18 protein-coding genes, 4 tRNA genes and 2 pseudogenes are annotated in these 17683 nt (G+C 64.3%); 8 read left to right on the top strand and 16 right to left on the bottom strand.

The window, feature by feature from the left end:
- Positions 1-38: 38 nt before the first annotated feature.
- The 9 genes from HZS63_RS13225 to folC form a co-directional block, all read right to left on the bottom strand.
- A tRNA-Asp gene (locus HZS63_RS13225) sits at positions 39-115 on the bottom strand.
- A 4-nt stretch (positions 116-119) separates the two neighbouring features.
- A tRNA-Glu gene (locus tag HZS63_RS13220) sits at positions 120-195 on the bottom strand.
- Between the two features lie 40 nt (positions 196-235).
- Positions 236-311 (bottom strand) — tRNA-Ala (locus tag HZS63_RS13215).
- A gap of 53 nt (positions 312-364) precedes the next feature.
- Positions 365-1753: a glutamate--tRNA ligase gene (gltX, locus tag HZS63_RS13210; protein ID WP_180684467.1), complete on the bottom strand. Its 1389-nt coding sequence runs from the start codon at positions 1751-1753 to the stop codon at positions 365-367.
- Positions 1750-2967 (bottom strand): O-succinylhomoserine sulfhydrylase, encoded by a 1218-nt coding sequence (locus HZS63_RS13205; protein ID WP_180684466.1) that lies wholly within the window; start codon positions 2965-2967, stop codon positions 1750-1752. Before HZS63_RS13205 ends, gltX begins: the two co-directional genes overlap by 4 nt.
- A gap of 4 nt (positions 2968-2971) precedes the next feature.
- On the bottom strand, positions 2972-4477 hold the full coding sequence (gene purF, locus HZS63_RS13200) for an amidophosphoribosyltransferase (protein WP_180684465.1): 1506 nt from the start codon (positions 4475-4477) through the stop codon (positions 2972-2974).
- 16 nt (positions 4478-4493) lie between these two features.
- Positions 4494-4979 (bottom strand): CvpA family protein, encoded by a 486-nt coding sequence (locus HZS63_RS13195; protein WP_180684464.1) that lies wholly within the window; start codon positions 4977-4979, stop codon positions 4494-4496.
- A gap of 3 nt (positions 4980-4982) precedes the next feature.
- Positions 4983-5759, bottom strand: a complete 777-nt coding sequence (locus HZS63_RS13190) for an SPOR domain-containing protein (RefSeq protein WP_180684463.1) — start codon at positions 5757-5759, stop codon at positions 4983-4985.
- Positions 5760-5808: 49 nt separating this feature from the next.
- Positions 5809-7140, bottom strand: coding sequence for a bifunctional tetrahydrofolate synthase/dihydrofolate synthase (folC, locus tag HZS63_RS13185; RefSeq protein ID WP_180684462.1), 1332 nt, complete (start codon positions 7138-7140; stop codon positions 5809-5811).
- A gap of 111 nt (positions 7141-7251) precedes the next feature.
- On the opposite strand from folC, the gene HZS63_RS13180 reads away from it, so the two are divergent.
- The 3 genes from HZS63_RS13180 to argG all read left to right on the top strand — a co-directional run bounded on the left by HZS63_RS13180 (position 7252) and on the right by argG (position 9346).
- Positions 7252-7599: an ArsC family reductase gene (locus HZS63_RS13180; protein WP_180684461.1), complete on the top strand. Its 348-nt coding sequence runs from the start codon at positions 7252-7254 to the stop codon at positions 7597-7599.
- A gap of 83 nt (positions 7600-7682) precedes the next feature.
- A complete protein-coding gene (gene ppnP, locus HZS63_RS13175; RefSeq protein ID WP_180684460.1) occupies positions 7683-8000 on the top strand; it encodes a pyrimidine/purine nucleoside phosphorylase in 318 nt (105 codons plus the stop codon).
- A gap of 14 nt (positions 8001-8014) precedes the next feature.
- A complete protein-coding gene (gene argG / locus HZS63_RS13170) occupies positions 8015-9346 on the top strand; it encodes an argininosuccinate synthase (protein WP_180684459.1) in 1332 nt (443 codons plus the stop codon).
- A gap of 33 nt (positions 9347-9379) precedes the next feature.
- Here argG and HZS63_RS13165 read toward each other — a convergent pair whose 3' ends face one another.
- Both HZS63_RS13165 and murB read right to left on the bottom strand, forming a co-directional pair.
- Positions 9380-10399, bottom strand: a complete 1020-nt coding sequence (locus HZS63_RS13165) for an alpha/beta hydrolase (protein WP_180684458.1) — start codon at positions 10397-10399, stop codon at positions 9380-9382.
- Positions 10400-10421: 22 nt separating this feature from the next.
- Entirely contained in the window at positions 10422-11474 is a 1053-nt protein-coding gene (murB, locus tag HZS63_RS13160; RefSeq protein ID WP_180684457.1) for a UDP-N-acetylmuramate dehydrogenase, read from the bottom strand.
- A 41-nt stretch (positions 11475-11515) separates the two neighbouring features.
- Here murB and HZS63_RS13155 point away from each other — a divergent pair, with 41 nt between their 5' ends.
- The 3 genes from HZS63_RS13155 to HZS63_RS13145 all read left to right on the top strand — a co-directional run bounded on the left by HZS63_RS13155 (position 11516) and on the right by HZS63_RS13145 (position 13651).
- Positions 11516-12001: a YajQ family cyclic di-GMP-binding protein gene (locus tag HZS63_RS13155; RefSeq protein WP_180684456.1), complete on the top strand. Its 486-nt coding sequence runs from the start codon at positions 11516-11518 to the stop codon at positions 11999-12001.
- Between the two features lie 61 nt (positions 12002-12062).
- On the top strand, positions 12063-12695 hold the full coding sequence (locus tag HZS63_RS13150) for a TIGR02281 family clan AA aspartic protease (protein WP_180684455.1): 633 nt from the start codon (positions 12063-12065) through the stop codon (positions 12693-12695).
- Between the two features lie 5 nt (positions 12696-12700).
- The gene (locus HZS63_RS13145; RefSeq protein WP_180684454.1) at positions 12701-13651 is read left to right on the top strand and encodes an HD-GYP domain-containing protein; all 951 of its coding nucleotides are present in this window, start codon (positions 12701-12703) and stop codon (positions 13649-13651) included.
- Positions 13652-13666: 15 nt separating this feature from the next.
- Here HZS63_RS13145 and plsY read toward each other — a convergent pair whose 3' ends face one another.
- Both plsY and HZS63_RS13135 read right to left on the bottom strand, forming a co-directional pair.
- The gene (plsY, locus tag HZS63_RS13140) at positions 13667-14296 is read right to left on the bottom strand and encodes a glycerol-3-phosphate 1-O-acyltransferase PlsY (protein ID WP_246316379.1); all 630 of its coding nucleotides are present in this window, start codon (positions 14294-14296) and stop codon (positions 13667-13669) included.
- 72 nt (positions 14297-14368) lie between these two features.
- A complete protein-coding gene (locus HZS63_RS13135) occupies positions 14369-15430 on the bottom strand; it encodes an aldo/keto reductase (protein WP_180684453.1) in 1062 nt (353 codons plus the stop codon).
- Between the two features lie 110 nt (positions 15431-15540).
- Between HZS63_RS13135 and HZS63_RS13130 the strand changes: the two genes are divergently transcribed.
- Together HZS63_RS13130 and HZS63_RS13125 are read left to right on the top strand one after the other, a co-directional pair.
- Positions 15541-15969, top strand: a complete 429-nt coding sequence (locus HZS63_RS13130; protein ID WP_180684452.1) for a MerR family transcriptional regulator — start codon at positions 15541-15543, stop codon at positions 15967-15969.
- Between the two features lie 49 nt (positions 15970-16018).
- Positions 16019-16095: transfer RNA gene (locus HZS63_RS13125), tRNA-Pro, on the top strand.
- A gap of 370 nt (positions 16096-16465) precedes the next feature.
- Here the strand turns inward: HZS63_RS13125 and HZS63_RS13120 are convergent.
- From HZS63_RS13120 to HZS63_RS13110, 3 genes and pseudogenes are all read right to left on the bottom strand, one after another.
- A pseudogene (locus tag HZS63_RS13120) lies at positions 16466-16723 on the bottom strand (SemiSWEET transporter); the annotation flags it as partial.
- A 60-nt stretch (positions 16724-16783) separates the two neighbouring features.
- Positions 16784-17047: a hypothetical protein gene (locus HZS63_RS13115; protein ID WP_180684450.1), complete on the bottom strand. Its 264-nt coding sequence runs from the start codon at positions 17045-17047 to the stop codon at positions 16784-16786.
- A gap of 308 nt (positions 17048-17355) precedes the next feature.
- Positions 17356-17513: pseudogene (locus HZS63_RS13110) on the bottom strand (transposase); the annotation flags it as partial.
- Positions 17514-17683: the final 170 nt, after the last annotated feature.

Here is a 17683-nt window from a genome sequence, read left to right as displayed (position 1 = left end):
CCTCTAGACGATAGGGTCAAAGAACCGACAAAAAACGTTGGCGGAGTGGACGGGGCTCGAACCCGCGACCCCCGGCGTGACAGGCCGGTATTCTAACCAACTGAACTACCACTCCTGAGTGGCGACCCTACGGGGATTCGAACCCCGGTACTCACCGTGAAAGGGTGATGTCCTAGGCCTCTAGACGATAGGGTCAAACCTGAAAAACCTGGATGCCACACAAAAACAGACCATTTGGTGGAGGTAAGCGGGATCGAACCGCTGACCTCTTGCATGCCATGCAAGCGCTCTCCCAGCTGAGCTATACCCCCAAAACCCTGCAGTCTGCCTTTGTTTCGGCAAGACTTGGATTCTAACCCGAATTTCAGCCCTTTTGAAGCGCGGCCAGCACTTTTTCACGCCCCTGCAGCCACAACACCGCGTCCACCGAAGGCGTCTGGGGTGTCCCCATCACCAACACACGCACCGGCATGGCCAAGGCGGGCATCTTGAGGTTGAATGCCGCCAGGGATGCCTTCAACGCAGCCGCAATGGCTTCCTTGCTCCATTCCACGGTGGCCAGTCGCTGGGCCAGATCCGACAGGGCGGGTTTGACGGCGTCGGTGACGTGCTGCGCCAGCACTTCTGCAGCAGGCTGGACCGGTATGTAGAACAAGCGCGCCCAGGCGGCCAGCGCCACCGTGGTGTCGCAGCGGTCTTTGAACAGGCCGCAGATCGCCGGCAGCCGCTCATCGGCTCGCACGCCCTCTTTCGCCAGTTGCTGGGCCACCAGTTCTGCCAGGGTGTCGTCCGCCGTCATCTTCATGTGCTGGCTGTTGACCCAGCGCAGCTTGGCTTCGTCGAACTGGGCGGCGCTGCGGCCGAGGTGATCCAGGTCGAACCACTGTAGGAACTGCTCGCGCGTGAAGATTTCGTCGTCGCCATGGCTCCAGCCCAGGCGTGCCAGGTAGTTCACCATCGCATCCGGCAGAAAGCCTTGGTCACGGTACCAGGTCACGGGCTTGGCGCCGTGGCGCTTGCTCATCTTCTCGCCCTGCTCGTTGAGCACGGTGGGCAGATGGGCGAAGACGGGCACCTGGGCACCCAAAGCCTGGAAGATGTGGATCTGGCGCGGCGTGTTGTTCACATGGTCGTCACCGCGGATCACATGGGTGATGCGCATGTCGATGTCGTCCACGACAACGCAAAAGTTGTAGGTGGGCGTGCCGTCCGGGCGAGCGATCACCAGGTCATCCAGCTCGCTGTTCTGAAACTCGATGCGGCCTTTGCACTTGTCGTCCCAGCCGACCACGCCTTCCCGGGGCGTCTTGAAGCGCAGCACCGGCTTGACGCCCTCGGGCACGGGTGGCAGTGTCTTGCCCGGCTCGGGGCGCCAGGTGCCGTCGTAGCGTGGCTTTTCCTTGTTCGCCATCTGGCGCTCGCGCAGGGCGTCCAGCTCTGCCACGCTCATGTAGCAGGGGTACACGTGGCCGGCGGCCTGCAGCTGGGCCAGTACTTCCTTGTAGCGGTCCATGCGCTGCATCTGGTAGAACGGGCCTTCGTCGTGATCCAGCCCCAGCCAGGCCATGCCTTCTAGGATCACGTCCACCGCCGCTTGCGAGGAGCGCTCCAGGTCGGTGTCTTCGATGCGCAGGATGAAATCACCGCCGTTGGCGCGGGCGAAGGCCCAGGGGTACAGGGCCGAGCGGATGTTGCCCAGGTGGATGAAGCCGGTGGGCGATGGGGCGAAACGGGTACGGACGCGTTGGGTCATGAGGTTTGCAAAGTGTTCAGGCCACGGGACAGGTCGTCCTGGATGTCCTGCAGGTGTTCGAGGCCCACGGCCACACGGATCAGGCCCTGGCCGATGCCGGCCGCTTGGCGCTGCGCTTCGCTGAGCTTGCCGTGGGAGGTGCTGGCCGGGTGGGCACACAGGGTTTTGGTGTCGCCCAGGTTGGTGCAGAGCGAGAGGACCTTCAGACTGTCGAGCACATGAAAGGCACGGGCGCGGGCCTGCTCGGGGCTGGCCGCCTTCACGTCGAAAGCCAGCACGGCACCGCCCGTGCGGTCCATCTGGCGCATGGCCAGTTCGTGCTGGGGATGGCTGGGCAGGCCAGGGTAGTACACCCGTGCCACCGCAGGGTGCGCCTCCAGCCAGCGGGCCAGCTCGAGTGCCTGGGCACTCTGCGCGCGCATGCGCAGGCTCAGCGTCTCCAGGCCTTTGAGCACCACCCAGGCGTTGAAGGGCGACAGCACCATGCCCGCGTTCTTCTGCACCGGCAGGAATTGGTCGATCACCATGCGCTCAGGCGCGCAGACGGCACCAGCCATGACACGGCCCTGCCCGTCCAGGAACTTGGTGCCGGAATGGATCACAATGTCGGCACCCTGCTCGATCGGGCGCTGCAATGCCGGCGTGGCAAAGCAGTTGTCCACGGCCAGCCAGGCCCCGGCGTTGTGGGCCAGGTCGGCCAGCGCGGCGATGTCGCAGACTTCCGTGAGCGGGTTGGTCGGCGTTTCGGCGAACAGCAGCCGGGTGTTGGGGCGGATGGCCGCTTGCCATGCGGTCAGGTCGGTCTGCGGCACAGCGGTGGACGCCACACCGAAGCGGGCAAATTCCGAGCCGATCAGCTTCAGCGTGGAGCCGAACATCGACCGTGAATACACCACATGGTCGCCGGCCTTGAGCAGGCTGAAGCACATGAGCATGATGGCCGACATGCCGGACGCCGTGGCCAGACAGGCCTCGGCCCCTTCCATGGCGGCCAGGCGCCGCTCGAAGCTGGTGACCGTCGGGTTGCCGGAACGGCCGTAGGTGTAACCGTCTTCCTCGCCGGCAAAACGGCGGGCCGACGCCTCGGCGCTCGGTTGCACGTAGCCGCTGGTCAGGTACAGCGCTTCGGAGTTTTCCCCGAAGGCGCTACGCTCCACGGCCAGACGCACGGCCAGGGTGTCGCGATGCAGAGGGGACGGCAGATCGTCGCTCATGGCGTCACGACTCCTGGGCATTGGGCAGCGTCAGGCGCGAGGTGGCGCCGTCGTCCTCATCGCCAGCCACACGTCGTTCGTTCAGGCGCACCACGTCTTCGAACGTCACATCGCCAGTCACATAGACGCCATCGAAACACGAGGCTTCGAAACCCGCCAGGCACGGGTTGAGCTTGCCCACCGCCTTCTTCATGCCGGCCACGTCCTGGTAGATGAGCGCATCGCAGCCGATCAGCTGGCGGATTTCCTCCACCGTGCGGCCGTGCGCAACCAGTTCATCCCTGGTCGGCATATCGATGCCGTACACGTTGGGGTAGATCACCGGCGGGGCTGCGCTGGCCATGTACACCTTGCGCGCGCCGGCCTCGCGCGCCATCTGCACGATTTCGCGGCTGGTGGTGCCGCGCACGATGGAATCGTCCACCAGCAGCACGTTGCGGTCCTTGAATTCGCTGGCGATCACGTTGAGCTTCTGGCGCACGGATTTCTTGCGCACCGCCTGCCCCGGCATGATGAAAGTCCGGCCCACGTAGCGGTTCTTCACGAACCCTTCGCGGTAGGGCTTGCCCAGCAGCTGCGCGAGCTGGGTCGCGCTGGGCCGGCTGGATTCGGGGATGGGAATGACGACGTCGATCTGGTCGGGCGGCACGGTCGAGATCACGCGGGTGGCCAGCGTCTCGCCCATGTTCAGGCGCGCCTGGTAGACCGAGATGCCGTCGATCGTCGAATCGGGGCGGGCCAGATACACGAATTCGAACACGCAAGGGTAGAGCTGTGGATGGTCGGCGCACTGCTGGAACTGCATGCCACCGTCGAGAGACACGAAAACCGCCTCACCGGGAGCGATGTCACGCAGGAACTCGTGGCCCGTGCCTTCCAGCGCCACCGACTCGCTGGCCACCACCACGGTGCCGTCCTTGCCCTGGCCAATGCACAGCGGGCGGATGCCGAACGGGTCGCGGAAGGCCAGCAGCCCATGTCCCGCAATGAGGGCCACCACCGCATAAGAACCCTTGAGCCGGCGATGGACCGCGCGAACGGCTCCAAACACCGCCGCGGTGCTGAGGTCGCCATTCGAACTGGCCCTGCCAAGCTCGTGCGCGAGCACGTTCAGCAACACCTCCGAATCGCTTTCGGTGTTGATGTGCCGGTGGTCCAACTGCACCATCTCCTGCTTGAGGGCGTGCGCGTTGGTGAGGTTGCCGTTGTGCGCCATGACGATGCCGAACGGCGCATTCACGTAGAAGGGCTGGGCCTCCTCCTCACTGAAGGCGTTGCCGGCCGTGGGGTAGCGCACCTGGCCGATGCCGCTGGTACCCGGGAGCGCCCGCATGTTGCGGGTGCGAAAAACGTCGCGCACCATGCCCTTGGCCTTGTGCATGAAGAACTTGCGCTCCAGTTGCGTGACGATGCCGGCCGCGTCCTGACCGCGATGCTGCAGCAGCAGCAGCGCATCGTAGATCAATTGGTTGACCGGTGCCTGACTGACGACACCAACGATTCCACACATGGGTCAGATCCTGAGTTCAAGGAAAGTACTGGGCGATGCTGTCGGGCATCATCCCCTTGAGGCTGTGCAGCCCCCCGTTGAGCCAGCCAGCAGCCGCCGAACGGCGCCAGGCTTCCTCGTCTTTGATCGGCGTCATGTTCACCACCAGCGCCAGTGCCAGCAGAATCACCCCACCCCGCACGAGGCCGAAAGCCCCGCCCAGGGTTCGATCCACCGGTCGCAAGCCCACCCGCTCGATGCCTCTCTTGATCAGCCAGGCCAGAAAGGCCGCCACAAACGCTGCCGTCACGAACACCACGGCAAAACCGGCGGCATAGCGCAGCGGCTCGGCGGTGTCACCCAGGGGCAGACGGGCTGCGGCCTCGTCGGCATACCACTGCGCCAGAAAGAATGCCGCCACCCAGCCCGCCAACGAGAGCACTTCGAACACCAGCCCGCGCCAGACGCCCAGCACCAGCGAGACACCCAGCACCACCAGCAACAGAACGTCAACGGCGAACATGGCTCACAGCGTGAGGATGGAGGCCGGCAGGCCGAGCTGCTTGACTTGTTCGGCCACTCGTTCTGCTTCGGCACGGGTGTCGAATGGTCCGACCCGCACCCGAATGCGCGGGCCATCTGCCGTCTGGGCCACTTGGGTGTAGGTCTTGAGACCGGCCCGCTCCAGCCGCAGACGCACCTCTTGCGCCCGCGCCTGCTCGGCGAAGGCGCCGACCTGGACCACCACCCTGATGCCAGACGGCGGGGTTCGTCCCTCCAGCAAGGCCTGGGCCCGGGCCGCCTCCGGAGCAGGGGGTGTGACTGGCGTGCTGGGGGCAGGTACAGGCGCCGGTCGAACCACGGGGGCGGGTGCAGCCGGAGCCGGAGGTCCCGCAGGCGTGACCGGAACCTTGGAGGCCGCAGCGGCAGTCGTGGCTGTCGTGCCCCCCGAGGGAGCCGGCGCAGGCTCAGGAGCCGCCACCGGAGCAGGCGGCTCGGCAGGAGGCCGGGAAGGGGCCAACACCTCTTCACGCTCCTGCGCCACGGAGACGGCAGGCGGACGCCGCGCCTCCTCGGGCGGGGCCAGAGGACTCGCCCTGTCCTTGGCAGGAATATCGATGGTGATATCGACCGGCACCGGCCGCGGCTGGGTGTCGAACAACCACGGCAGCCCGATCACGCCGACGAGCACCAACACGCTGGCACCGATCAGGCGATGTCGCGCCTGCCGCCGGATCGAGTCGATGGAGGGAGTCTGGACCGGGCCGGAGCCGCCCTGGCCGCCAGGACGCAGTTTGAACATTCGCCAGTGATGCTTGGAGGCCTGCCGTACCGATACCCCAGATGGCGACTCACGCCTGCAGGTGCTTGCCTGCCAGACGCGGAACGCCCTGCTGAAGGACACCGCCCACGGTGAAGAAAGAACCGAAGACCACAATTCTATCAGCCGGGTCGGCCGCTGCCACGGCCGCCTGCAACGCAGCCACGGGATCGCCATGCTGGGAGGACGTCACAGCGCCGCGCGAACTCGTGCCCTGCCAGATCGCCGCCAGATCCAGGGCCTTTGCGGCACGTGGCAGGGGAAGGTCGGTGAAGTACCAGCGGTCGATCAAGGGATTCACCCGCTCGAACATGGGGCGAAGGTCCTTGTCGGCCATGGCCCCGAACACGGCATGGGTGGTGGGGTAGTAGCCCATGGCGTCGAGGTTCTCCGCCAACGCAGCGACCGAGTGGGGGTTGTGGGCCACGTCCAGCACCAGGGTTGGCTGACCGGGGACGATCTGGAAACGCCCGGGCAGTTCGACCAGCGCCAGCCCGTTGCGCACGGCCTGCGCCGTCACAGGCAAACGCGGGTGCAGCGCCTCCAGGACCGCCAGCACGCCCGAAGCGTTGAGCAACTGGTTGGCCCCCCGCAATGCCGGGTAGGCCAGTCCACTGTAACGCCGGCTGCGTCCGCTCCAGTTCCATTGCTGCTTGTCGCCGGCGAAATGAAAATCCCGCCCGAGCCGCCGCAGGTCGGCCCCAACCTCCAGCGCACGGTCCAGCACGCTCTGCGGGGGCACCGGATCGCTCACCACCACGGGCCGGCCGGTGCGCATGATGCCGGCTTTTTCGTAGCCGATCGACTCCCGGTCCGGCCCCAGGTATTCCATGTGGTCCAGATCGATGCTGGTGATCACCGCGCAATCCGGATCGAAAGCATTCACCGCATCGAGCCGCCCCCCCAACCCCACTTCCAGGATGAGCACATCCGGCTTCAACTCGGCCAGTGCAGAGACGATCGCCAGCGTGGTGAATTCGAAATAGGTCAGGGCCACCGACTCTTGACCCGGGCCGCCGAGCCGTGCCCGCTCCACCTCGGCGAACGCGGGGAGCAACACCGTTTCATCCACCGGCGCTCCAAGCCAGCGACAGCGCTCCTCGAAGCGGACCAGGTGCGGGGAGGTGTACACCCCGGTACGGTAGCCCGCTTGCTGGTAAATGGCTTCCAACAGGGCACAGGTGGAACCTTTCCCGTTGGTGCCGCCCACGGTGATCACGGGGCACGGCAGGGCCAGGCCTTGCCCGCCCCGCATGCGGCGACGCACCTCTCGTACACGGTCGAGCCCCATGTCGATGGTCTTGGGGTGCAAGCGCTCGCAGTGGATCAACCAATCGCTCAGCGTCTGGGGAAAGTCGGTCATGGTGCATGCAGCGTTCAGAGGCGCCGGGTCGGAAAGGGGAACAGAGTGGGCCTATGCCGTCGGGGGCTCTATTGTCGCCGCGCAATCATGGCGTTGCAGGATAATGCTTGCATGATCAAGGTCTATGGCATCTCCAACTGCGACACGGTCAAAAAGGCAAGGGCCTGGCTGGCAGAGCGCAATCGCGAACACACCTTCCACGACTTCAAGAAACAGGGCGTGCCTGACCATCGGCTGGCCCACTGGATTGCCCGCGTCGGCTGGGAAAAACTCGTCAACCGCAAGGGTACGGCCTGGCGCAAGCTCGATCCGGCCCTGCAGGCCAGCCTGACCGACGAGGCCAGCGCCCGCGCGCTGATGCTGCAACACGCCAGTGTCATCAAGCGCCCGGTGGTGGAGTGGAGCAACGGCGACATCACCGTCGGCTTTGCGCCCGAGGAATGGGCCGAGCGGCTCTGAGCCCTGCGCGTCCTCTAAAATTCGACCCAGTGCGTCGCTCTCGCGATTGGGGCGGCGTTTTTCTTTTACCCCCCATGTCACCCATGAGCACCACACAGATCGACGGCGTGTCCGTCCAGACCCAGGCCAACGTGTATTTCGATGGCAAGTGCATCAGCCACAGCCTCACCTGCGCCGACGGCTCGCGCAAATCGGTGGGGGTGATACTGGCCGCCGAACTGACGTTCGAGACCCAGGCCGCCGAAATCATGGAGTGCGTGGCCGGTGGCTGCGAATACAGGCTCGCGGGCAGCGACGCCTGGATCAGCGTTGGCCCAGGAGATGCGTTCAAGGTCCCCGCCCAATCCAGCTTCGACATCCGCGTCAAGGACACCTTCCACTACATCTGCCACTACGGCTGAAACGGAGTTCGCCCATGGCCACCATCCTGCAACACCTGCCCAAGGGGCAAAAAGTCGGCATTGCGTTCTCGGGCGGTCTGGACACCTCCGCGGCGCTGCTGTGGATGAAAAAGAAGGGTGCCCTGCCCTACGCCTACACCGCCAACCTGGGCCAGCCCGACGAGTCCGACTACGACGACATCCCGCGCAAGGCCATGGCTTATGGCGCTGAGAAAGCCCGCCTGGTGGATTGCCGCCTGCAGCTGGCGCACGAAGGCATTGCCGCCATCCAGAGCGGCGCGTTTCACATCAGCACCGGCGGCATCACCTACTTCAACACCACCCCGCTGGGCCGCGCCGTCACCGGCACGATGCTGGTGGCCGCCATGAAGGAAGACGATGTCCACATCTGGGGTGACGGCTCCACCTTCAAGGGCAACGACATCGAGCGCTTCTATCGCTACGGCCTGCTCACCAACCCGAGCCTGAAGATCTACAAGCCCTGGCTGGACCAGGCCTTCATCGACGAGCTGGGCGGCCGCAAGGAGATGAGCGAATTTCTCATTGCCAACGGCTTCGACTACAAGATGAGCGTGGAGAAGGCCTACAGCACCGACAGCAACATGCTGGGCGCCACCCATGAGGCCAAGGACCTGGAGCACCTGAACGCCAGCATCCGCATCGTCAACCCCATCATGGGCGTGGCGTTCTGGAAGCCCGAGGTCGAGGTGAAGGCCGAAGAAGTCACCGTGCGCTTCGAGGAGGGCCAGCCGGTCGCCCTGAACGGTCAGACCTTCGACTCGCCAGTGGACCTGTTCCTCAAGGCCAACGAGATCGGCGGCCGCCACGGCCTGGGCATGAGCGACCAGATCGAGAACCGCATCATCGAAGCCAAGAGCCGCGGCATCTACGAAGCCCCGGGCATGGCATTGCTGCACATCGCCTACGAGCGGCTGGTCACCGGCATCCACAACGAAGACACCATCGAGCAGTACCGCATCAACGGCCTCAAGCTCGGCCGCCTGCTCTACCAGGGCCGCTGGTTCGACCCGCAGGCCATCATGCTGCGCGAAACCGCCCAACGCTGGGTGGCCCGCGCCATCACCGGCGAGGTGACGCTGGAGCTGCGCCGTGGCAACGACTACAGCATCCTGAACACCGAGTCGCCCAACCTGACCTACGCGCCCGAACGCTTGAGCATGGAGAAAGTGGAGGACGCGCCGTTCACGCCGATGGATCGCATCGGCCAGCTCACGATGCGCAACCTGGACATCACCGACACGCGCGCCAAACTGGGCATCTACGCCCAAACCGGCCTGCTGTCCCTGGGCAAGGGCGACGACGATTTCCTCAAGCTCGGTCAGTGAGTCGCCGAGGCCGCTGAACGGCGGTCTTGCCGGTCACAGGCCGCGGGCCCATTCCACGATGCGGTCCGCCATGCGCCCGGTCGCCTGGGGCGCCCGGATGTCCCCGGCCAGCACGTGCTGGCCTTGGGCCTCGCTGTAGTCCACGGCTTCGAGCGACTTGCGGGTCGAACCGATGCGGGGGAACAGCGCCTTGATCTCCTCGGGGTCCACGGTCTGGTCGGCCTCGGAATACAGCACCAGCAACGGGGCAGTGAATCCAGACAGATCGCTTTCGCGCACACGCTTGATGAGCGCCATCATGGGAAACAGCGCGCGCGTCGGATACACCTGGGTCCAGGCGTGGTTCTCGATGGCGCTTTCGCTGGGTTGACCACGCATATCGCCCTCCAGGTGGAGGGCCAAACGCATCCCCCAGGGCTGATTGATGAGTTCCGACTTCTTGTCCTTGGGCCCATAGTTGGGCGAAATGAACACATAGCCCGCCACACCCTGCCCTTCCTCGCGATTGCCCAGCCAGGTGCCGAGCGTGGCCCCGGTGGATACCCCGATCAGCAGCACCCGATCGCCCAGCAGGCGACCGACCTGGACCGCTTCCACGGTGTCGGCGAGCCAGTCCTGCACAGTGGCCTCCCCCATGGCCTGCGGATCGCTGCGCCCGTGTCCGGTGAGCCGCGTTTCGTACAGATTGGCCCCCAGGCCCTGCGCGACCTGCAGAGCCAGCGGCGCTGTTTCGAGCCGCGAGGCGGTGAAGCCGTGCAGATAGACCACCGCCCAATCGGTGCGTTCACCGGGTGACCCATACCAGGTGATCTGTTTGTGCAAACCGGCCCGGATGTCGGGGACCGCCGCTTCCTGACGCGCCAGCCACTCGTCAATCAGCGCCGGATGGGCAGGCGGCGCCTCACGCTGCGCCGGCTGATCAGGGCCGAATTCGTTAACCGGCCCCAGGAAGAAAACCGCCAGCGCCAGAACCATGCCGAAGAGCACCGCCCGGAACACAGGCGAACGGGCTTGTCCGCGTTGCATGCGTGCGCCCAGCATCGACTGTTTCATCCGCTCCTCCTCCTGCATCGCGTCAAATCACCACCGGCTCCGGCTCCAGCCGGATGCCGAATCGTTCGTACACACTGGTCTGGATTGCGCGAGCCAGCGTCATCACCTCGCCGCCCGTGCAAGGGTGCTCACTGTCGCCCCGGTTCACCAGCACCAGGGCCTGCTTTTCGTACACCCCGGCATGCCCGACCGTCTTGCCCTTCCAGCCGCAGGCATCGATCAGCCAGCCGGCGGCCAGCTTCACCGAGCCATCTGGCATGGGGTAGTGCACCACCCGGGGGTCGCGGCCGATGATATCTGCACACTGCTCTGGCGTCACGGTCGGATTTTTGAAAAAGCTGCCTACGTTGCCCATCACGGCGGGGTCAGGCAACTTGGCGCGCCGAATCTCACACACCCAATCGTAAATCTGGTGCGCGTCCGGATCGGTCACCCCGGTTTCGGCCATCTTGCGCTCCAGATCCAGGTAACCGAGCACCGGCCGCCACGGCCTGGGCAACCAGAAGCGCACCCGCACGATCAGCGCCCGCCCGGCCAGCCCGAAACCGTGCTCGCCGGCCCGCACATGCTTGAACACCGAATCCCGGTAACCGAACCCGCACTGCGCGGCACTGAGGCTGAACAGACGCCCGGTTTCCAGGTCGATGGCGTCCAACGAATCGAAACGGTCCTGCAGTTCTACTCCGTAAGCCCCGATGTTCTGCACGGGCGCTGCGCCCACGGTGCCCGGAATCAAGGCCAGGTTCTCCAAGCCGGGGCAACCCTGCTCCAGCGTCCAGGTCACGAAGTCGTGCCAGTTTTCGCCGGCGCCCGCCTCCACCAACCAGCCCCGGTCGGTCGATTCCAACAGACGGCGGCCTGGAATCTCCACCTTCAACACCAGTTTGCGCAGGTCCCCCGTGAGCACGATATTGCTGCCGCCCCCGAGCACGAACACCTCCTCGGCCGACCAGTCCGGGTGCCGGATGAGCGCCTGCAAATCGTCTATGGAACGCACCCGTGCCAATCGCTGGGCACGCGCTGCGATCCCAAAGGTGTTGTAGCGCTGGAGCGCCACGTTTTTCTCGACTAACATGTCGGCATTGTCTCATTCGCCCATGCGCGCCTACGCCTACCATGCCCTCTTTTGATACCGTCGTCGAACCCAATCTCGTGGAAGTCAAGAATGCCGTGGAGCAGACGGCCAAGGAAATCGGCACCCGTTTCGACTTCAAGGGCAGTTCCGCTGCCGTCGAGCTCAAAGACCAAGACATCACCCTCTACGCCGACAGCGATTTCCAGATCGGTCAGGTCTTTGACATCCTGCGCAACAAAATGACCAAACGCGGCGTGGACGTGCGCTTCCTGGATGCGGGCAAGATCGAAAAGATCGGTGGCGACAGGGTCAAGCAAGTCCTCAAGGTGCGCACCGGCATCGCCACCGAAGATGGCAAAAAAATCCAGCAGGCCATCAAAAACAGCAAGATGAAGCTTCAAGCCGCGATCCAGGGCGACGCCGTGCGCGTCACCGGCGCCAAGCGCGACGACCTGCAGGCGGCGATGGCGCTGATCAGGAAAGAACTGCCGGACCTGCCGCTTTCGTTCAACAACTTCCGTGACTGAACCGCCCCCCCGCCTCGCCTGCCGCCTGGCATGCCGGCCCCCCAGCAGAGGAACTGGGCTTGTGCCCTGGCTGCTCGCGTTCATGCTGCTGCCCTCCATGGGCGCAGCGCAGCAGGTCAGCGTCATGGGCACGGCCAGCCATCGGGCGCTGATCGCCGTCGATGGCAGTCAGCCACGGTTTCTGTCGGTCGGTGAAGAGTGGGCCGGCGTCCGTCTGCTTCGGGTCCAGGGAGACGAGATTCTGGTGGAGGTTGCCGGGACGCGCCAAACCCTGCGCCTCGGACAGACACCGCTGGCAGCGACTGTCGCACCTCAAAGCGTCGATGCGCGCACCATCACCCTCACGGCCAATGCCAACGGACATTTCACCACGCGAGGTCAGATCAATGGCCGCAGCGTCGAGTTTCTCGTGGACACCGGCGCCACCGCACTGACTCTCAGCCTCGCCGAGGCACGTCGCATCGAGCTCGACATCTCACGCAGCTCTGCGGTCCGCATCCAGACGGCCAATGGCGAAATCACAGGCCACCATCTCCAACTCAGTACCGTCCAGATCGGCGGGCACACCAGCCACCAGGTCGACGCCGTGGTAGTACCCTCCGAGCTTCCCTATGTTTTGCTGGGCAACAGCTACCTCTCACGCTTCGACATGAAACGCGAAAACGTGCTGATGACCCTGACCCCTCGCCGTTGAACACGATGCCATTCTCTGCGCAACCCGACCCCGCCTACGGCGCCATGCGCGACTGGATGGAGCACTGGTCTGAGCTCGAAGCCCGGCTCGCGGCGCTGCTGTTGGCCCCCCACGAAACACACGACTTTACAGCCCGGCTGCAGGACGTGCACACCCAGGCCGGTGCCCTGCTCGACTTGGACGCAGACGCCACCCTGTACTGGCTGTTCCAGCTCGCAGCCGGCTCCACGGTCGGCTACAGCGCCTCGCACGCCATGGTCTGCTGGGCCCTGTGCCGTCTGACCGGCAAGGCACTGAGCCTCGAAGCCGCCGACCTGCACAGCCTTGGCTTGGCTGCTCTGACCATGAACATCGCCATGACGCGACTGCAAGACGATCTGGCCGAGCAGACCACAGCGCCCACCCCTGAACAGAGCGCCGCCATCGAAACCCATGCCGCCCGAGGTGCTCAATGGCTGCGTGAGCTGGGTGTGGCCGATGCCCAGTGGCTGCACATCGTGGAGCAACATCACCTGGATGACACCGACCTGCCCGTTGCGGCCCGGCTGCTGCAGACGGTGGATCGCTACGCCGCCCTCATCAGCCCACGCGAATCACGCCCTGGGCGCTGCGTCACCGATTCGGGCCGTTATGCACTCATGCACCAAGGCCATGCAGTCGACGACATCGGCCACGCGTTGGTCCGCACCGTGGGCATCTGCCCTCCCGGCAGCTTTGTGCGGCTGGAAGATGACCGCATCGCAGTGGTGTTGCGGCGCTCTGACCGGCCCGGGGAACCTTGGGCGGCCACGGTACTGGATGCCCGTGGCATCCCGGTGGCAGAGCCCACGCTCATCCACACCGGCCACGATGGCAACGGCATTGCCGCCGCATTGGTCACGCAAACGGTGCGCGTGCGATTGAACCATCCCAGGCTGCTGCAGCTTTCGCGCGTGGCGCTGACACAGGCGCCGTAGCGTCGAAGCCCCGGCTCACCGGCGGCCACCGCCGATGCGGGTTTCCTTGCCACTGAGCAGGCGCTGGATGTTGTCGGCGTGGCGCCACAGCAGCAGCACACTCATCAGCGCCATCGACAAGGCGATCGGCGCATCCACATCCCAAGCCACGCCATCGCCAAACAGGTAGAAAAACGGTGCGAACAGGGCCGCCACAATGGCCGCCAATGACGAATACCGAAAGAACACGGCGATGATCAGCCAACTGGCCAACACCGCCACGCCCAACCAAGGCTGGTAGGCCAGCAATACACCCGCAGCCGTGGCCACGCCTTTGCCGCCCTTGAAACGGAAAAACACCGGAAACAGGTGGCCCACAAACGCGGCCAGCCCCACCAGGGCCACCGAACCCGCTTCCAGCCCCCACGGCGCCCCCCAATGCACCACCCACCACACGGGCAGCCAGCCCTTGAGGGCGTCGAGCAGCAGCGTCAGCGCGGCCGCCTTCTTGTTGCCCGAGCGCAGCACATTGGTCGCACCGGGGTTCTTGCTGCCATAGGTCCGGGGATCGCTCAGCCCCATGGCGCGGCTGACCACCACGGCAAACGACAGCGACCCGATCAAGTAGGCCAGCACGGTCGCTGGCAACCACATCCATTCATTCATGTCCACCTCGTCCAGAATACGGCCGCAAGCTTAACCGACCTGTACCGGGCCGCGCCTGAACAACGCGCATGCTCAGATCGCGGGATCGCGCAACTCCTGGCGGATGCCATCGATTGCACGCAACAACTCATCGGACAAAGTGGTACCCCAGGCATCCAGACATTCGTCAAGCTGAGCCAGCGACGTGACCCCGATGATCGTGCTGGCCACCTGCCACTTGGTATAGCAGAAAGCCAGCGCCATGCGTGTGGGCGTGAGCCCATGCGAACGGGCCAGCGCGTTGTAACGCCGGGCCGCCGCCAGCGCCTCGGGGCGGCCCCAGCGCTGCTTTTTCATCGAGTCGAACAGGGCCAGGCGTCCAGCCGGAGCCAGAGGGCCATCGAGACCGGACTCGTCGTACTTCCCAGTCAGCAGCCCGAACCCCAGGGGGGAATACGCCAGCAAAGACACGCCCAGCCGATACAGGGTTTCATCCAACCCGTTTTCCACAGCACGGTTGACCAGGCAATAAGGGTTTTGCACCGTGGCCACACGCGGCAGGCCGTGCTGTTCGGCCAAACGGACGAACTCATGCACACCATAGGGCGTCTCGTTCGACAGACCGATCGCCCGCACCTTCCCTGCCCGCACCAGCGCATCCATGGCCTCCAATTGCTCGAGCATGCTGGCACAGGGTTTGTCTTTGGAGGGGTCGAAATACATGGCCCCGAACACCGGGACGTTGCGCGCCGGCCAGTGGATCTGATAGAGGTCGATCACGTCGGTGCGCAAGCGCCGCAAGCTACCTTCGCAGGCTTCGATGATCTCCCGCTTGGTCAGGCCAGCCTGATCACCGCGTATCCACGGCATGCCGCGTGAAGGACCCGCCACTTTGGTCGCGATCACGACCCGCTCGCGCACGCCTGGACGGCTGGCCAGCCACTCACCGATGATGCGTTCGGTGGCCCCGCAGGTTTCGGCCCGGGCTGGAACCGCATACATCTCGGCCGTGTCCAGAAAGTTCACGCCACGCTCCAGCGCACGGTCCAGGATGGCATGGGCGTCGGCCATCTGCACCTGCTCACCGAACGTCATGGTGCCCAGACTCACCGCCGTGACCTGTAGGCCGCTTTGGCCCAGTGTGACTTGCCTCATGTTATCCAACTGATGATGCTCAACAACGATTGACATGCCGAGTGTATCGGCTTTGCATTGCCGCTTGACTTGGGGTAGATTTCAAGGTTTCGCCGCAGTGTCTTGACTTCATGGACCACACGCTTCCGCCCATACCCGCCAAACGCTACTTCACCATCGGTGAGGTGGGTGAATTGTGCGGGGTCAAACCGCACGTGCTGCGGTACTGGGAACAGGAGTTCACACAACTGCGCCCCATGAAACGGCGTGGCAACCGCCGCTACTACCAGCACCACGAGGTGCTGATGATCCGGCGCATCCGGGAGCTTCTGTATGAGCAGGGCTTCACCATCCAAGGCGCCCGCAACCGCTTACAGGAGCTGGCCCAGCAGGAACGTGAACACCGCAAAGCCGCGCTCAACGGCACCGCCACCGGCCCCACAACAGTCACCGACGCCATGGCTCCTGCCTCCCATATCCGGCCCGGCACCCCGCTGACCTGGGCAAACGTGCGCCAGGAATTGCTGGCGATCCGCCGCTTGCTCGACGACGCAGCCTGACCGCAGGAATCCAGAAAACGAACTGAAACCGAGCTATAATCTGTGGCTTCGGCGTGTAGCGCAGCCTGGTAGCGCACTTGCATGGGGTGCAAGGGGTCGCGAGTTCGAATCCCGCCACGCCGACCATAGGTATCAACGGGTTACAGACCACCAGTCTGTAACCCGTTTTCTTTGCCCAAAAATCTGGTGTCTGGTGCTTACTCGGTGCCTATAACGCTCTGGCTCACCCATTCAGCCGCACCAGATCACCCGACCAGCGCACCAGCCGGCACAGCATGAAAAAATAGTCCTTGACCGGGCGCACCCGGTACATTGCCATCACGTCCGTAGCGGTGTGGATAACCACGAAGTGCAGCAACTGGCGCTACCCGCCGGCCTTGTCGGTCTTGGTCTGTGGGCCGATCCCCGTAGGCCGGCGACATGCCGGTGGTCTCGAAGTCGATGACGGCAATGCGGCGCATGAGCGATACGGATGAATCTCTGATTCGGCATCACGACCGTAGCGGATGCGCATGCCCAGAATCAGCAGCGCCAGGGTGAAGGTGATGGCATTGGCCGCAATGAGCGGCATCTCCCCCAACAACAACCCATAGACCAGCCAGAGGCCCACGCCGACGGTGAAGACGGCGTACATGGCCAGCGAGATGCCACTGACATCGCGGGTGCGCCAGGTTCGCCAGGCTTGAGGTACAAAGCTCACAGTAGTGAGGATCGCAGCCAGGGAGCCGATCCAGTCGGTTGAAAGTGCGAGCATCGTGAGTGTGTGAACAAGTGTGGACATAGAAGAGAATGAGCGCTGCCATCTAACCAGTGCTTATCGGGTGCTCTGCTCCAGCGCTTGCTGGCGCTGCCGGCCTTGCTCCAGGGCCTGTTGCAGTTGCTGCTGTACGGCTTCCTTCTGAACCTGGCCTTGTTCGATCTCCTGCTTCTTGACTGCCGCACCGGAGGCGGCGCTGCCCACGGCTTCGACGCCGCAAGCACTCAAGGCGACGATCGTCAGCAAGATCAAAAGGGGCCTTGCTGGACGGATGCGGGTGTCGAAGGCGTGAGAAGTCATGGTCAGAGCATTCAAGGTCATGGGTGTCACCAGCCGTAAACCAAGCCATCCCGGGCGACGGTCAGCAACTTGAGGCCGGCACGCCGGATCAGAGGCGCCTGGCGCCATTGTGCGACGAGTTCTTCAAACTTGGGGCTGGACGGCACGGCGACGGCCAGGATTGACCTTGCCCTCGAAATGTGAACCCCATAACCGAGTCACATATTCACTGTTTTCGGCTAAGCCGCGAGCCAGCGTTGCACGTATTGCATGGGGCTGACGTAGCCGCAGCGTTGAATGCAGCCTGCGGCTGTTGTACCACAGCAGCCAGCGATGGCCACGGCCAGGTTCAGCCAGCCTTCACGGCTGGCCTTGACCCAGTTGAACAAGGTCTGCTCACCAGCCCCAGGCTGCGTGAAACCGCCGCCATGCTTTGCCCCGATTGCACCAGCCGCACCGCCTCCTGCTTGAACTCCAGCGTGTAGCGCGACCTCACCGTCTTCGTCATTCCGTCTCTCCTTGCCTGTATTGAAGCACTCAGCAAGGGATTCGTTTTTCAGGAGCAACATCAGTTCGTGGTGGCTCAACGGTTACCCTCCCAAAGGTGCACAGGGCATAACCGCCCGACGCTCCTGAGTCTACGGCAGGCAATCTCATTATAGAGTCGGCAGCAATTAT

This window comes from Tepidicella baoligensis (assembly GCF_013432195.1).
In the GTDB taxonomy this organism is placed as follows: domain Bacteria; phylum Pseudomonadota; class Gammaproteobacteria; order Burkholderiales; family Burkholderiaceae_C; genus Tepidicella; species Tepidicella baoligensis.
Note: the sequence above shows the minus strand (reverse complement) of the source record. Positions and strands in the feature narration are given on the sequence as shown.

What these genes read in the sequence shown, in the direction of transcription:
- gltX (WP_180684467.1), bottom strand. Translation starts at nt 1,753, where the DNA reads ATGACCCAACGCGTCCGTACCCGTTTCGCCCCATCGCCCACCGGCTTC.
- HZS63_RS13205 (WP_180684466.1), bottom strand. Translation starts at nt 2,967, where the DNA reads ATGAGCGACGATCTGCCGTCCCCTCTGCATCGCGACACCCTGGCCGTG.
- purF (WP_180684465.1), bottom strand. Translation starts at nt 4,477, where the DNA reads ATGTGTGGAATCGTTGGTGTCGTCAGTCAGGCACCGGTCAACCAATTG.
- HZS63_RS13195 (WP_180684464.1), bottom strand. Translation starts at nt 4,979, where the DNA reads ATGTTCGCCGTTGACGTTCTGTTGCTGGTGGTGCTGGGTGTCTCGCTG.
- HZS63_RS13190 (WP_180684463.1), bottom strand. Translation starts at nt 5,759, where the DNA reads ATGTTCAAACTGCGTCCTGGCGGCCAGGGCGGCTCCGGCCCGGTCCAG.
- folC (WP_180684462.1), bottom strand. Translation starts at nt 7,140, where the DNA reads ATGACCGACTTTCCCCAGACGCTGAGCGATTGGTTGATCCACTGCGAG.
- HZS63_RS13180 (WP_180684461.1), top strand. Translation starts at nt 7,252, where the DNA reads ATGATCAAGGTCTATGGCATCTCCAACTGCGACACGGTCAAAAAGGCA.
- ppnP (WP_180684460.1), top strand. Translation starts at nt 7,683, where the DNA reads ATGAGCACCACACAGATCGACGGCGTGTCCGTCCAGACCCAGGCCAAC.
- argG (WP_180684459.1), top strand. Translation starts at nt 8,015, where the DNA reads ATGGCCACCATCCTGCAACACCTGCCCAAGGGGCAAAAAGTCGGCATT.
- HZS63_RS13165 (WP_180684458.1), bottom strand. Translation starts at nt 10,399, where the DNA reads ATGAAACAGTCGATGCTGGGCGCACGCATGCAACGCGGACAAGCCCGT.
- murB (WP_180684457.1), bottom strand. Translation starts at nt 11,474, where the DNA reads ATGTTAGTCGAGAAAAACGTGGCGCTCCAGCGCTACAACACCTTTGGG.
- HZS63_RS13155 (WP_180684456.1), top strand. Translation starts at nt 11,516, where the DNA reads ATGCCCTCTTTTGATACCGTCGTCGAACCCAATCTCGTGGAAGTCAAG.
- HZS63_RS13145 (WP_180684454.1), top strand. Translation starts at nt 12,701, where the DNA reads ATGCCATTCTCTGCGCAACCCGACCCCGCCTACGGCGCCATGCGCGAC.
- plsY (WP_246316379.1), bottom strand. Translation starts at nt 14,296, where the DNA reads ATGAATGAATGGATGTGGTTGCCAGCGACCGTGCTGGCCTACTTGATC.
- HZS63_RS13135 (WP_180684453.1), bottom strand. Translation starts at nt 15,430, where the DNA reads ATGAGGCAAGTCACACTGGGCCAAAGCGGCCTACAGGTCACGGCGGTG.
- HZS63_RS13130 (WP_180684452.1), top strand. Translation starts at nt 15,541, where the DNA reads ATGGACCACACGCTTCCGCCCATACCCGCCAAACGCTACTTCACCATC.
- HZS63_RS13115 (WP_180684450.1), bottom strand. Translation starts at nt 17,047, where the DNA reads ATGACCTTGAATGCTCTGACCATGACTTCTCACGCCTTCGACACCCGC.